The organism is Pseudomonas sp. NLJ1, from assembly GCF_049486705.1.
In the GTDB taxonomy this organism is placed as follows: Bacteria; Pseudomonadota; Gammaproteobacteria; order Pseudomonadales; family Pseudomonadaceae; genus Aquipseudomonas; species Aquipseudomonas inefficax.
The window spans coordinates 3,935,024-3,948,766 of sequence record NZ_CP137735.1 but is presented as its reverse complement, the minus strand read 5'-3'; the positions used below and the strand labels follow the sequence as shown (position 1 = coordinate 3,948,766).

Here is a 13,743-nt window from a genome sequence, read left to right as displayed (position 1 = left end):
CACCCACAACAAAGAGAACGAGAACATGCAAACACTCTCGCAGTCACCGTCGTCCCGCCCAGATACCTTGCGCTGGGCCATCTTCCTGGCCCTGCTCGGGCCCGGCACCGCACTGGCCCAGGGTGGCCTGGCAGCAACCAGCGGCCCCGGCGGCACACCGGTCATCAACGACGGGCACGGTGTTCCGGTGATCGATATCGTCGCGCCAAACGCCAACGGGCTATCACACAATCAGTTCCTCGACTACAACGTCGACCGCTCCGGGGTGGTGCTGAACAATGCCACCCAGGCCGGGCAGTCGGAACTGGCCGGCGCCCTGGCAGCCAACCCGCAATTCCAGGGCCAGGCCGCCTCGACCATTCTCAACGAAGTGGTCAGCCGCAACGCCTCGCTGATCGAAGGGCCGCAGGAAATCTTCGGCCGCCCGGCCGACTACATCCTGGCCAACCCCAATGGCATCACCCTCAACGGCGGCAGTTTCATCAACACCACGCGCGCCGGCTTCGTGGTGGGCAGCCCCGAGTTCGAGGGCCAGCAACTGAAGTACCTCGACACGCTGAACGCCAGCGGTACCCTGCAAGTGCTCGAGGGCGGCCAGCGAAACCCCAACGGCGCCCTCGAGCTGATTGCCCCGCGCGTGGACGGCAAAGGGCTGCTGATGGCGCGCAACTCCATCGATATCACCGTCGGCCGAAACCGCATCGACAGCACCAGCGGCGAAATTGTCGAGCACCTGCCCGGCACCCCGTCCAGCATCGATGCCAGCCTGTTCGGCGCCATGCGCGCCGGGCGCATTCGCGTGGTGAGCACCGCAGAAGGTGCCGGTGTGCGTGTGGGGGCATCGCAGCTGCTGGGTATAGACGGGGTCGACATCCAGTCGGCCGGCGCCCTGCAGGTCAGCGGCAAGGCCGACAACCCCGTCGAACTGCACAGCGAACAGGGCGATCTGCGGCTGACTGCTGCCGATGACCTGACACTCGAAACCGTCGATGGGCAAGCTCGGCGAATCGAGGCCAAGGCCGGTAGAAAACTCACGCTGGACGCCACAACTCGCGAGAACATCGAGCGCGACAGCGAAAACTGGAACAAGAAGTTCCTGTTCGTCACCCGCGAAACCTACAACCGCGAAACCACCACCACCCAGCAGCAGCAACAGGGCAGCAGCTTGCAAGGCAAGGACGGCGTGCTGCTGCAATCCGCTGACGACATGCGCCTGGTGGCTGCCAAGGTGGATGCTGGCAATGAGCTGACCCTCGACAGCGGCGCCAACCTGGCCATCGCTGCCGGCATCGACAGCCAGCACACCGAAGAGCAGGTTCGCCACCGCAAGGACTTGTGGCGCGGTGACAGCGATACCGACCAGTACAAGGAAACCGCACAAGGCAGTGCGCTCCAGGCCCAACGCATGACGCTCAAGGCAAGGAATACCGTCGATGTGAAAGGAAGCAGCCTGCACAGCCGCGGCGACATGGCGATCGAAGCCAAGGAGGCAACCATCGGTACCACCGCCCTGCAGGAGCGCGGCACCCGGCGCGACTATCGCGGCGACCTGGTATCCGGCACCTTCTTTGGCGACCGCAAGGGTAACGACAGCGAAGGCCAGGCCGTCGCCGGCAGTAGCGTCACGGCGAATGGCAAGCTGACCGTGACAGCTGAGCAGGTGGCCATCAAGGGCAGTACCGTGCACGGCAAGGAGGACGCGGTGCTCTACAGCACAAAAGGTGCACTGGCCATCGAAGCCGACCATGGCCGCATCACCTCCACCGACCGTACGAGCGACAGCAAGCTGTTCGGCCTGATTGGCAGCGACCGCGAGAGCACCGAGCGTACGCAACAGGTGCTGACCAGCGACGTCAGCTCGGCCAGCAACCTGCGCCTGGCCAGCGCCGAGGAAATGCGCATCCAGGGCGCCAAGGTCGCAGCGGGCGGGCACCTGCAGGCAGAGGCCAAGGGCGACCTGCTGATTACCAGCGTGCAAGCGGTTGGCGAGCGCGAAACCCGCAACCAGCAACGTGGTTTCAGCGCCAGCGCCAAGCAGACCCAGGAGGCCGAGGATGGCAAGCCCGAGTCCCGCCAGTACTCGGCCGGCGTGGCCTATGACGTTGCCACCACCAGTAGCAAGCAGCGCACCACCAGCCAGGTCGCCAGTGAGCTCGAGGGCGCCTCGGTGAGCCTTGGCAGCGGGGCTCACCTGCAGGTCAACGGTTCCACGGTGAAGGCCACCGCAGGCGACCTCGATGTGCAGGCCCAAAAGGTGACCCTGGGGGCAACCCGCAACGACCGCGACAAAACCACCAGCACCACCAACAGTGGCGGCGGCCTGACGGTGACCGGCGGCATCGACCGGCTGGGCAGCCTGTTCGAAGGCCACCACAACCGCCAGGTGCAGGCCGAACGCGACAGCAAGGTGCAACGCAGCACATTGCAGGCCAGCGGCGACCTGAAGATCAGTGGCGATGAACTGGTCTCCGAGGCCGCACGCGTCGACGCCGGCAACACTCTGCAGGTAACGGCCAAACGCATCGACAACCGCGCGGTGCAGGATACCGAGGAGCGTGAACAAAGCCGTGACGACTGGTCGGGCAGCCTCGGCGCCAGTGTCGAGTACCGCGACCTTACCCGCCCCATCGAACGCCTGGTGCTGGGCGAAGAAGCCGCGCGCTTCCAGCAAGCCTCCCCCGAAGACGCCATGGCGCCGCCCAGCGTTGGCGCCGACATGACCGTGGAACACCTCAAACGCCTGGAAAACCAGCGCCGCGGCTTTGCCCAGGTGAGCGAGTTGTCCGGGGCCAAGGTCGAGGTCAAGGCCGACAACATCACCGACCAGGGCACCGCCTGGCGCGCCAACGCCGGCAAGCTGCAGATCGAGGCCGCACAACACCAGATGCAGGCTGCCGAGAACACCCAGGAAAATACCGTGCAACGCCTGGCCTACGGCGGTGATGTGCGCCTGGATACCAGCACCGGCGAAGACCTGAATGTACGCGCCGCCGGCAAAGGCGGCTCGCTGGACAAAAAGGACAGCGTCAGCAGCGCCGTACCCGGCAGCCTGTATGGGCAACAGGGTATCCAGGTGCAACTGGGCAGCTCTGGTCGTTATGAAGGGGCGCGCATCGATGGCGGTGAAGGCAGCGTGGTCATGAGCAGCGCCGGTTCGCTGACATTGCCACAGGCAAACGACCGCACCGATCAGCAGTCACGCCAGCTCGACGGCAATGCCTGGGCCAAGGTCGGTAACCGCCCGGGCAGCACCGGCGTCGATGGCCGGGGCTACCTCGACCACGGCCAGAACCAGAGCACACAGCACAAGGCCCAGGTCGCGCAGATCGACGCCAAGGGCCAGGTACAACTGAACAGTGGCGGCGACCTGATGCTCGAAGGCACCCGCATTGGCAGCCGCGAGGCCAAGACTGGCGACATACAACTGCAAAGCGGGGGGCGGCTGCAGGTCAAGGCAGCCTGCGATACCCAGAACGCTAGCGGCGCCAAGATGGGCGGCGGCGTGGAATTGGCTGTAAAGGCGGGCAACACCAAAGGCGGTGCCATAGGCGGCCATTTCAGCCACGGCAAGCAGGACGAAGAGGCACGCCAGGCTGTAGCTGCCCAGTTCGCCAGCAACGGCACACTTACCCTGGGCAGCAGTGCCCGCGAGGATATCGCCCTGCATCTCGAGGGCCTGCAGGCCTCGGCCGGCCAGATAACCCTCGACGCATCGAATGGTGGCATGCTGGTGGAAGCATCATCCAGCCAGGAGCGACGTGACAACCTCGACATCACCGCCGGGGCGGGCTTCGACATGGCCAAAGGCGCGCTGGACACCCGCGGCCTGCATGGCCGTCTCAAGGTGGAGCTCGACAAGCGCGACAACCTGACTTGGAATGCCAGCGACCTGCGCGCCGAGCGTATCGACCTGCAAAGCCGTGGCGATACTCGTCTCGAAGGCGTCACCCTGGAAGCTGGGCGTATCAATGGAGTGATCGACGGCGACCTGCGCATCGCCAGCCGCAAGGACAACGTCGATACCCTGAGCGTGAAAGGCGATGCCCGGCTGAGCCAGGAGAAAAACCCGCGGGGCTACGTCAACGCGGCCACTTCGTTGACAGGGCCGCTGGGGAGCAAGGTGGAGAAAAAAGCTGGTTCCGCCCTGAGCAAGGCAGACCCGGGGATCTCGCCCACCTTCAGCCTCGATGTGTCGCACACGCAGCGCGACAGCGTAGGCCAACAGGCCACGCTCAACGGTAGCGACGGTATCGACCTGCGGGTTGGTGGCAACGCTCACCTGGTGGGTGCACGCTTGCAGTCGGCCAAAGGTGATGCGGTGCTCGACGCCAACTCGGTGACCCGGGAAACACTGAGCGGTAACGACTATCGCCGGGATGTGTCGATCGATGCGTCCAACTCGCCGGTGGACCTGGGCACGGCGGTGGCCGAGCTAGCCAAGGGCAAGGGGGCGGCGGATGGGGAAAATGCACTGGACCTGGGGTTGTTGAGGACCAGTGGCCACAATCGCAGTGAGCAGTGGGCTTCGAGTGTGCAGGGCAAGAAAAACTGAAGCAGGCGCCGCGCTGGAGGGCACGGGCTTCGCCCGTGTTCGCGGGTGAACCCGCTCCCACAGGGATGGCGTCCATTTTTTGATGTGTTGTTGGAGCGGCCTGTGTCTACCAGCGCAAGTCTCGTTGCCCTGCCAGCGCCTGCGGCCCAAGCCACCGCATGCCACGCAGCAAAGGCATCAGCGCCGCCTCCGGTTGCAACTCGACCATCACCTGCGCCCGCCGCGCTGGCAGGTCGGCATCCACGGCCAACTGATGCTGCCCTTGCTGCGCCAATTGCCCGCGCAGGTGCCAGCCGCTGCGGCAATCCATCTCCAGCCAGCCCTGCCCCAAGCCCAGCGACCAGGGCTGGCTCAGGGCAAGGTCGGTTACCGTCACGCGACCTTCGCTGACGCGGCATTGCCGCCCTGCCCCCTGTACCCGCAACGCGCCCTGCCACTGGCCGGCCAAGCGGTAATCCGTCGCCACCGACACTTGGGCGCCCATGGCCCTCGCCTCCAGCTGCCAGCGCCATGGCCAGCCTTCGGCGCGCAACTGCCAGGCCTGGCCCTGGAAGCCCAGTTGCGCATTCGCCTGCAAGCGCCAAGGCTGCACTGTCCAGTGCAAAGGCCCGACCGGGCCCAACTGTTGGGCCTGGCCTTGCCACAGGCTGCCACTGGCGTCACGCATTGGCAGGCCGAACGCACGCACCACCCAATTGGCCGGAAGCTCAACCAATACCGACACCACGAACACCAGCACAACCCACACCATACCCTTGCGGCTCATGGTTGCATCACCAGGTTGAAGCGCAGGCCCTTGCCATCCTGCTCCAGCCCCCATTGCAGTAGCTGTGCACCTTCTGCATGCAGGCTTTGCAACCAGCCTTGCAGCACGCGCTCGTCAGCCACCTGCCCACGCAGTTGCCAGGCCTTGCCCTGCGCATCGACCTCGGCCAGTTCGATCTGTCGCGCCTGGGCCGACTGGCGTAGCCGCTCCAGGTTCAACCCCGGGCCACCTTGCAAGCTGGCGGCCTGTTCGGCCAGCCCGCGCCACTGGTTGAGCTCGCGCCACTGCGCAAGGCCTGCGCGCAGGGCCAGGAAGGCCAGCAACAGGGCAATCAGCGCCCAGGCGAGCCTCAAACGATGACGCTGTAACCAGGCCCGGTTCATGAGGTTGCTCCCAAGTCGAACACCACCTGGCCGTCCTGCACCTGGACGGAGGCCCCAGCCGCTTTCGCCATGTCGTTCCATGGCGGCGCACCGCCCTCGCCCTCCAGCCGCAGGTGCCAGCGCTGGCCATCGAAGCGCACCGCTTGCAGGCGCCAGCTGGGGTGGTCACGCAGCCAGGCCTGCAACGCCGCCTCAAGGTCTTCTAGCTGGCGCGTGCGCAGTTGCTGTTGCAGTTCACTTTCGCGCAGGCGCTTGAGGGCCTGCGCGGCGTGACGGGGGCCGGCCTGCTCACCGGTCAGGGCGATGACCTGGCTGCGCCAGATTTGCCCCTGGCCCCACTGCTTGCTCACCCACAGCCCGCCCCAGACGGCAGCCAGTACCAGGCAGGCCGCGAGCAACCGTTGCTGCGGCCGGGACACCACCGGCAGCGAGCGCACCTTGCGGGTACGCTCGAACAGGCCCGGCAATGTATCGAGCGGTGCCAGCTTACTGGGCCAGTCGCCGCTCAGCGCGACCTTTTGCAACTGCGCCCACGGTTGCCGTGGCACCTCGCCCAGTGCATCCGGCCAGGCCAGCCAGTGCTCCTGCCTGTCTTCCGCCAGCCCTTTGTAAAAACACAGGCCGGGGGTGCGCTGCCACTGCCAGGCACGGCCCGCATCGGGCGCTGGCAGCAGCTGTAGTTCTGCCCAGCAACGGGCTACCTGCAAGCCCCATTCGGCACACTGCCCGCGCCACTCGTCCAGTGGCTGGCGGGCTACCACCAACAACCGAAGATGGCCGGGCTCGCGGGCCAGGCAGGCGCAAGTCACCTCGTCGACAGCCTGTAGCAAGCGGTCTTCGAGCAACAGCGGCCATTCTTCACGCTTGAGCCCGGGCGGTGCCGGCACGCGGAAACAGCTGCAGGCCTCGGCAGGCAGGATCAACGCCACACGGGCTTGCAGGTTGGCCGGCGGCTCGCCCTGCCCCTGGCGTTGCACAAGGCCGTCCTGGGCCAGCGCCCAGTGCCAGACAACGCCCGGTCGCAGCAACAGCCACGACTGGGCCGGGGTGCGCCGCCCCCATTCAAACTTCATGAGCGCCCCCATGGGAGGGCGAAGGTGCAGACATAGGGTGCTCCATCACGCTGCAGTTCCAGACGCACGCCACGGCCGGGGTGCGCAGGTTGGTCGGAAGGCCAGGCCAGCCAGCGGCCGCCCTGGTAATAAAGAACATTCATGGCACTGACCCGCTCGAGCCGGTCGCGCTGGACCCAGCGTGGGGCGGCGGCGGCGTAGAGGTCGGCCGAGCTTTCCAGCAGCAAGCGCTGCTCGCGGGCCTCGAAACGCAGGCGCTGGCGCTGCAGGCGCGAGCCGCCTTCGGCTTCCGGCATGCCGGTGATGGCGACCCAGAGCAACTGGTTACTTGCCGGCTGCCAGTCCAGCCAGCGGCTGGCCAGGGGTAGGCGCTGGTCGTACAGACGGCGCATTACCGGGCTGTCGAAGCGACGCTCCAGGGCCAGGCAGAAATCCAACACCGAGGTTTCCTGATTGGTGACCTGCAGACGTTCGCGAACCTTGAGCCAGCCGTTGACCAGGGCGGCGAGCATGATGCCGAGTACGGCGGTAAGTGCCAGAGCCACCATCAGCTCGATCAGGGTCAGCCCGGCCTGCCGGTGCTTCACAGGCTGGACACTGGGCTGACGGGTATACACCCTCCCCGTGGGAGCGGGTTCACCCGCGAACACCGGCGCAGCCGGTGCCATGCACCGAGTTGCCTGCTTCGCGGGTAAACCCGCTCCCACAGGAACCGCGCAAGCATCACGATCTCTGTAACTCACTGCTGATCCAGGGGCAGACACCTGCGCGGGGTGGAACTGGGCCCCTGTGGGAGCGGGTTCACCCGCGAACACCGGCACAGCCGGTGCCATGCACCGAGTTGCCTGCTTCGCGGGTAAACCCGCTCCCACAGGGGCAGCACAAACTTCATCATTTCTGTAACTCATGAGTGCTCTAGGATCAGGCAGGCCTGGCGCTGCTTCATGGGCAGGCACCTGCGCGAGGTGGAACTTGGCCTCTGTGGGAGCGGGCGCGCCCGCGAACACCGGCACAGCCGGTGCCATGGACCGAGTCGCCTGCTTCGCGGGCATGCCCGCTCCCACAGGGACCGCACAAGCTTCACGGTTTCTGTAACTCATGCCCGCTCCAGGAACAGGCCGGCCTGTCGCTGCTTCACAGGCTGGATACTGGGCTGACGGGTATACGCCCTCCCTGTGGGAGCGGGTTCACCCGCGAACACCGGCGCAGCCGGTGCCATGCACCGAGTTGCCTGCTTCGCGGGTAAACCCGCTCCCACAGGAACCGCGCAAGCTTCACGATCTCTGTAGCTCATGGCCGCTCCAGGAACACGGTGTACTGGCCAAGCGGCAGGCGCTGGTCGCGGTCGGCGAACAACAGCAGCTCGCCACGGCGCAGGTCGCGTACGCCGGTGCGGCGCAGTTGCAGTTGCCAGTGGCAGCGCTGGCCGCCCTGGCTCAGTTCACCGCCAACCTGGTTTACAGCTGGCCAGTACTGCTCGACGGCAAAGCGGGTTTGCAGTTCTCGCGCGCATAGCAGGCCAAGGCGGTGTTGCTGCAGGTTGTCCTGCACCGCCAGGCGCTGGCGCAGGACCTGGCTGGTAATCACCGCCAGGACAGCGGCGATCGCCAGGGCCACGGTCACCTCCAACAGGGTGAAGCCACGCTGATGCCGCTTCATGGGGCGACCACCACCTGCAGGCGGCCATCGCGGCTCCAGGCCCATTGCTGGCTGCCATCGGCCCAGTGCCAGCGCACGCTGCCCGGTTGCGCCCAGCCATGCGGAGTGAACAACAGACGCGGCTGCGGGCTGGCCGGCCAGTCCGGGCGCAGGCCCTTGGGCCAGTCGCCAAGGGCGACTGCTTCGACCTCCCAGCCATTACCCTCGCGCCGGACGAACTCTGGGCGCTGGCCATTCCAGCGCAGCCCGCGCAACTGCCCGGCATGCCGGGCCAGCGCAGCCTGCGCCCGGGTCTCGCTCGCCAGCCGTTGCAGCGCCTGGTCTGCACTGGCCTGGCTGTTGCCGAACCCGGCCACAGCCAAGCCGGTCATCAGCCCGGCGATGGCCAGCACCACCAGCAACTCGATCAGGCTGAAACCCCGCTGACGGCGCACCCGTTACAGCTCCCAGTTACCCAGGTCGGCATCCTGGCCTTCGCCGCCGGGCAGGCCGTCGGCGCCCAGCGAGTACACGTCGACCCGGCCATGTTCACCGGGCATGCGGTACTGATACGGGGTACCCCAAGGGTCTTCCGGCAGGCGGCGCACGTAGCCGTCGCTGCGCCAGGCCCGTGGCAGCGGCTCCTGGGCCGGCTTTTTCACCAGCGCGGCCAGGCCCTGCTCGCTACTGGGGAAGCGCAGGTTGTCCAGGCGGTACATGTCCAGCGCCTGCTCCAGGGTGGCCAGGTCGGCCATCACTTTCTGCTTCATGGCCTTGTCCTGGTTGCCCAGCACGCTGGGCGCGACCACGGCGATCAGCAGGCCGATGATGAAGATCACCACCATGATTTCCATGAGGGTGAAACCGCGCTGGCGGTTACGTCGATGCTGCATGGCAGTACTCCTTGTCGTCACAGTTGCAGGCCCTGGTTGAGTTGCATGATCGGCAACAGCACCGCCAGCACGATGAACAGCACCACGGCGCCCATCACCAGGATCATCAGGGGTTCGAACAGCGCCATGGCGGTATCGACCTGGCGGGCGAAGCCGCGCTCCTGGTCGTCGGCCACGCGCTCGAGCATGTCGGCCAAAGTGCCGCTGGCCTCGCCGCTGCCGACCATGTTCACCAGCAGCGGCGGGAACTGCTGGCTGGCATCCAGCGCGCGATGCAGGCTGGTGCCGCCCTGCACCTGCTGGCGCACCTGCTCCATGGCCAGGCGGATGCGCCGGTTGCCGACGGTTTCGGTGGCCACTTGCAGGGCTTCGAGCAGGGCCACGCCGCTGCCGCTGAGGATTGCCAGGCTGCGTGCCAGGCGCGCGCTTTCCAGCACCTGCAGCAGGCTGCCGATGTGGGGCAGGCGTAGCAGCAGCTGGTCGCGGCGCAGGCACCAGTGCGGCTTGCGCAACAACCAGCCGCCAAGCACAGCGAGCATCAGGGCCAGCCCCAACAGCCAGGGCCCGGCCTGCACCAACCCTTGGCTCAGGCCGATCAGCAGCGTAGTGATGAGCGGCAGGCTCTGCCCGGCATGGGCAAACTGTTCGGTCAGCTTGGGTACGACGAAGGTCATCAGGCCTACCACCACGGCAAGTGACACCCCCATCAACACGGTGGGGTAGATCAGCGCCGTACGTGCCTTGTGCTGCTGCCGTTGTACCTGCTCCAGGTGGTCGGCGAGGCGGGTCAGCACCTGGGCCAGGCGCCCGGACCGCTCGCCGGCCTCGACCAGCGCGCAGTACAGGCCGGTAAACGGTGCCCCCTGACGCGCCAGGCTGCGGGCCAAACCCAGGCCTTCGGCAAGCGAGCCGCGCAAGGCCACCAGCACACCGTGCAGGGCGGGCTGGCGCAGTTGCCGTTCCAGGGTAGCCAGGGCGTCGACCAGCGGGATGCCGGCACCGGTCAGGGTGGCCAGCTGGCGAGTCAGTTCGCACAACTGGGCGCGGCTCAGGCGCTGGCGCCGGGGTTGCCGGGTGCCGGCCTCGTGACGCTGCAAGCGGCGGGCGAACAGGCCCTGCTCACGCAACAGCTGACGGGCATGACGCTCACTGTCGGCCTGCAAGCTGGCCTTGTGGGTCTTGCCGGCGAGGTCGACGGCCTGGTAGCGATAGGTCGGCATGGCTCAGCCCTGCACCACGCGCAGTACTTCGGCCAGGCTGGTCTCGCCACGGGCCAGGCAGTCGCTGGCCATCGCCACCAGGCTCTGCCGGCGCGCGGCCAGGTAGTCCTGCATGGCCAGTTCACTGGCGCCGTCGTACAACAGGCCGATCAGCCCGGCATCCAGCTCGATGAATTCATACAGGCCCAGGCGCCCGACATACCCGGCGCCCTGGCACTGCTCGCAGCCCACCGCGTGGTAGCTGCTGCCCAGCGCCGCCAGTTCGGGCCACAAGTCGCGTTCCGCCTGTTGCAGCGGGTGCGCCACGGCGCAACTGCAGAGGCGCCGCACCAGGCGCTGGGCCAGAACACCGCGCAGGCACGAGGCGATCAGGAACGGTTCGATGCCCATGTCGCGCAGGCGGGTCACCGCACCCACCGCACTGTTGGTGTGCAGCGTGGACAACACCAGGTGGCCGGTGAGGCTGGCCTGCACGGCGATCTGCGCGGTCTCCTGGTCACGGATTTCGCCGAGCATGATCACGTCCGGGTCCTGGCGCAGGATGGCGCGCAGGCCGCTGGCAAAGGTCAGCCCGGCACGCGGGTTGATGGCGGTCTGGCCGATGCCGGCAATCGCGTATTCCACCGGGTCCTCGACAGTGAGGATGTTGCGGCTGCCGTCGTTGAGGCTGTTGAGGCTGGCATACAGGGTAGTGGTCTTGCCCGAACCGGTCGGCCCCGTTGACAGCACGATGCCGTTGGGCCGCGCCAGGCAACTGCGCAGGCCCTGCAACACCGCCGCCGGCATGCCCAGGTTGCCCAGCGCCAGCAGGCTGGCCTGCTTGTCGAGCACGCGCATCACCACCCGTTCGCCGTGGATGCCGGGCAGCGTCGAGACCCGTACATCCACTTCGCGCCCCGCCGCGCGCAGGGTGATGCGGCCATCCTGGGGCTGGCGCTTTTCAGCGATGTCCAGACGGGCCATGACCTTGATCCGCGACACCAGCATGGCCGACAGCGCACGCGGTGGGCGCAACACTTCGCGCAGGTGGCCATCGACCCGCAGGCGCACCACCAGGCTCTGCTCGAAGGTTTCTATATGAATGTCCGAAGCGCGCAGGCGCAGGGCCTGGCCGAACAGGCCGTTGATCAGGCGGATCACCGGTGCTTCGTCGTCGCTCTCCAGCAGGTCCTCGATACGCGGCATTTCGCTCATCAGGCTGTCCAGGTCGACCTGGTCGCCGATGCCTTCGATCAGCGCCTCGGTGGCAGCGTCACCGGCCTGATACAGCTGGCCGAGGCGTTCGTCGAACAGCGCAGGCTCCAGGTATTCGACCAAGCTGGGCTGGCCGTGCACACGCAGCAGCTCCTGCAATTGGGCGCTGTCGGCGTCGTGCCGCAGCCATAGCTGCCAGCCCTGCTGCGCAGGGCCCATGGCCACCCCGCTCTGCCGCGCCTGGCGATAAGGCAGCATCACCAGTCACCACCTTCCAGCCGTGCGCGGCTGGAGGGGAACACCTGCAGTAGCGGCGTAGCGTTCTGCGCATCAGCCAGGTCGGGCAACTGCAGCGGCGTGGTCTGTTGCAAGGTGCGGTACTTGTCTTCGCTGAGCCCGGCCAGGCTCGGCCCGTCACGCAGGATGCGCGGGCGGATGAACACCATCAGGTTCTGTTTGGTGTTCTTGGTCGCGTCGGAGCGGAACAGCCGCCCCAGGTAAGGGATATCGCCAAGCAGCGGCACGCGCTGGTCGCTGGTGCTCAGTTCGTCGCTGATCAGGCCACCGAGGATCACCAGGCCATTGTCCTCGACCATGACCTTGGTCTTGATCTCGCGCTTGTTGGTGATCACGTCGCTGGCCGCCGTAGTGTCGGCAATCGACGACACTTCCTGGACGATGTCCAGGCGCACGCTGTTGTCGATGTTGATCTGCGGCTTGATGCGCAGCTTCACCCCGACTTCCTTGCGCTCGATGGTCTGGTACGGGTTGGCGTTGTTCTGCGTCACCGACCCGGTGACGAAGGGTACTTCCTGGCCGACCAGGATCGACGCCTCGGCGTTGTCCAGGGTCAGCAGGGTGGGCGTGGACAGCAGGTTGAAGCCGCTTTTGCCCTTAAGCGCGTTGACCAGCATGGCGAAGTTGAAGCCGCCACCGAAATGGCCGATACCCGCCATGGCGCCGGTGGTGCTGGACAACAGGTCACCAAGGGCCTCGTTGTCGCCGCTGGCGGCGGCCCCGGCGATGCTGGCGATGTTCACTCCGTTGCTGCCGAAATTGACGATGCCGGCACCGAACTTTTCGTCGGCGAACAGCCACTGTACGCCCAGCTCCTGGGCGCTGCTGTCGGACACCTCGGCGATGATCGCTTCCACCACTACCTGGGCACGACGGATGTCCAGTTGCTCGACGATGGCGCGGTAGGCGGCCAGCTCGCTGTCGGGGCCGACCATGACCACGGCGTTGGTGCCTTCTTCGTATTCCAGGCGGATGCCCGAGCCCCCGGCGGCAGGCACGGCGGGCCTGTCCTTGCCTTCTGCTTCGCCCGCACCTTCAGAGGGCGCCATGCCTTCCTGGCTGAGCCCGCGCAACACCTTGACCACTTCGCCAGCATTGGCATGGCGCAGGTAGATGACCTGGGTACTGCCGCTGCCTGGTGCGTCCTGGGGGCGGTCGAGCTGGCGCAGCAGGCTGGCGATACGCTCCAGGTTGCTGCGCCAGTCGGTAACGACCAACTGGTGCGCCGCCGGGTAAGGTGTGATCACTCCGACCCGTGGGTCGATCAGGGGCTTGAGAATGCCCAGCACCTGCTCGCTGGCGGCGTTGCGCACATTGAATACCCGAGTAGCCACGCTGTCGCTGCCTTCCCCCTGCTGCCCTCCCGCCTCCACCGGCACTGGCTCCAGGCGAGCGGCCTGGTCGGGAACGATCTTCACGCTGCCATTGGGCAGGTCGACCGTGGCATAGCCCTGGGCGCGCAGCTGGGCCAGGAAAATGTCGTAGATGGCATCGGCGTCATGCAGGTCGACGGTGCGCACCGTGACCTTGCCCTTGACCCGGGGGTCGACGATGAAGGTGGTGCCGGTGATACGCGACACGCTGTCGATGAACTCGCCCAGTTCGGTATCGACGAAGTTCACTTCGTACATCGGCGTGCCGTTGTCGTCGAACACCGGTTCTTCAGCACAGGCCATGGACAGGGCCAGGCTCAGCGCGGCCGCCACGCAATATCTGACAGGCATCGT

11 protein-coding genes are annotated in these 13,743 nt (G+C 66.6%); 1 reads left to right on the top strand and 10 read right to left on the bottom strand.

Annotated elements, in window-relative coordinates; genetic code table 11:
• Window positions 1-25 precede the first annotated feature (25 nt).
• Window positions 26-4,552 (top strand): hemagglutinin repeat-containing protein, encoded by a 4,527-nt coding sequence (locus R9B85_RS17880; RefSeq protein ID WP_423770415.1) that lies wholly within the window; start codon window positions 26-28, stop codon window positions 4,550-4,552.
• Between the two features lie 106 nt (window positions 4,553-4,658).
• Here R9B85_RS17880 and R9B85_RS17875 read toward each other — a convergent pair whose 3' ends face one another.
• The 10 genes from R9B85_RS17875 to gspD form a co-directional block, all read right to left on the bottom strand.
• The gene (locus R9B85_RS17875) at window positions 4,659-5,318 is read right to left on the bottom strand and encodes a hypothetical protein (RefSeq protein ID WP_423770414.1); all 660 of its coding nucleotides are present in this window, start codon (window positions 5,316-5,318) and stop codon (window positions 4,659-4,661) included.
• The gene (gspM, locus tag R9B85_RS17870) at window positions 5,315-5,701 is read right to left on the bottom strand and encodes a type II secretion system protein GspM (protein WP_207878947.1); all 387 of its coding nucleotides are present in this window, start codon (window positions 5,699-5,701) and stop codon (window positions 5,315-5,317) included. Before gspM ends, R9B85_RS17875 begins: the two co-directional genes overlap by 4 nt.
• A complete protein-coding gene (gspL, locus tag R9B85_RS17865; protein WP_215520336.1) occupies window positions 5,698-6,774 on the bottom strand; it encodes a type II secretion system protein GspL in 1,077 nt (358 codons plus the stop codon). The genes gspM and gspL overlap by 4 nt, the downstream gene beginning before the upstream one ends.
• Entirely contained in the window at window positions 6,771-7,361 is a 591-nt protein-coding gene (locus tag R9B85_RS17860) for a type II secretion system protein (protein ID WP_423771070.1), read from the bottom strand. The genes gspL and R9B85_RS17860 overlap by 4 nt, the downstream gene beginning before the upstream one ends.
• Window positions 7,362-8,064: 703 nt before the next feature.
• Window positions 8,065-8,433 carry a type II secretion system protein GspI gene (locus tag R9B85_RS17855; protein ID WP_112250907.1) on the bottom strand — a complete coding sequence of 123 codons (369 nt, stop codon included), beginning with the start codon at window positions 8,431-8,433 and terminating at the stop codon, window positions 8,065-8,067.
• Window positions 8,430-8,867, bottom strand: a complete 438-nt coding sequence (gene gspH, locus R9B85_RS17850; protein WP_423770413.1) for a type II secretion system minor pseudopilin GspH — start codon at window positions 8,865-8,867, stop codon at window positions 8,430-8,432. The genes R9B85_RS17855 and gspH overlap by 4 nt, the downstream gene beginning before the upstream one ends.
• A 3-nt stretch (window positions 8,868-8,870) precedes the next feature.
• Window positions 8,871-9,305 (bottom strand): type II secretion system major pseudopilin GspG, encoded by a 435-nt coding sequence (gspG, locus tag R9B85_RS17845; protein WP_013971171.1) that lies wholly within the window; start codon window positions 9,303-9,305, stop codon window positions 8,871-8,873.
• Window positions 9,306-9,322: 17 nt separating this feature from the next.
• On the bottom strand, window positions 9,323-10,525 hold the full coding sequence (gene gspF, locus R9B85_RS17840; RefSeq protein WP_112250903.1) for a type II secretion system inner membrane protein GspF: 1,203 nt from the start codon (window positions 10,523-10,525) through the stop codon (window positions 9,323-9,325).
• A gap of 3 nt (window positions 10,526-10,528) precedes the next feature.
• Window positions 10,529-11,977 (bottom strand): GspE/PulE family protein, encoded by a 1,449-nt coding sequence (locus R9B85_RS17835; protein WP_252378643.1) that lies wholly within the window; start codon window positions 11,975-11,977, stop codon window positions 10,529-10,531.
• Window positions 11,977-13,740, bottom strand: a complete 1,764-nt coding sequence (gene gspD, locus R9B85_RS17830) for a type II secretion system secretin GspD (RefSeq protein WP_181457312.1) — start codon at window positions 13,738-13,740, stop codon at window positions 11,977-11,979. The genes R9B85_RS17835 and gspD overlap by 1 nt, the downstream gene beginning before the upstream one ends.
• Between the last annotated feature and the right edge of the window lie 3 nt (window positions 13,741-13,743).

Coding starts and splice junctions, on each gene's coding strand:
- R9B85_RS17880 (WP_423770415.1), top strand. CDS start 26: ATGCAAACACTCTCGCAGTCACCGTCGTCCCGCCCAGATACCTTGCGC.
- R9B85_RS17855 (WP_112250907.1), bottom strand. CDS start 8,433: ATGAAGCGGCATCAGCGTGGCTTCACCCTGTTGGAGGTGACCGTGGCC.
- gspL (WP_215520336.1), bottom strand. CDS start 6,774: ATGAAGTTTGAATGGGGGCGGCGCACCCCGGCCCAGTCGTGGCTGTTG.
- R9B85_RS17875 (WP_423770414.1), bottom strand. CDS start 5,318: ATGAGCCGCAAGGGTATGGTGTGGGTTGTGCTGGTGTTCGTGGTGTCG.
- R9B85_RS17835 (WP_252378643.1), bottom strand. CDS start 11,977: ATGCTGCCTTATCGCCAGGCGCGGCAGAGCGGGGTGGCCATGGGCCCT.
- gspD (WP_181457312.1), bottom strand. CDS start 13,740: ATGCCTGTCAGATATTGCGTGGCGGCCGCGCTGAGCCTGGCCCTGTCC.
- gspF (WP_112250903.1), bottom strand. CDS start 10,525: ATGCCGACCTATCGCTACCAGGCCGTCGACCTCGCCGGCAAGACCCAC.
- gspM (WP_207878947.1), bottom strand. CDS start 5,701: ATGAACCGGGCCTGGTTACAGCGTCATCGTTTGAGGCTCGCCTGGGCG.
- gspG (WP_013971171.1), bottom strand. CDS start 9,305: ATGCAGCATCGACGTAACCGCCAGCGCGGTTTCACCCTCATGGAAATC.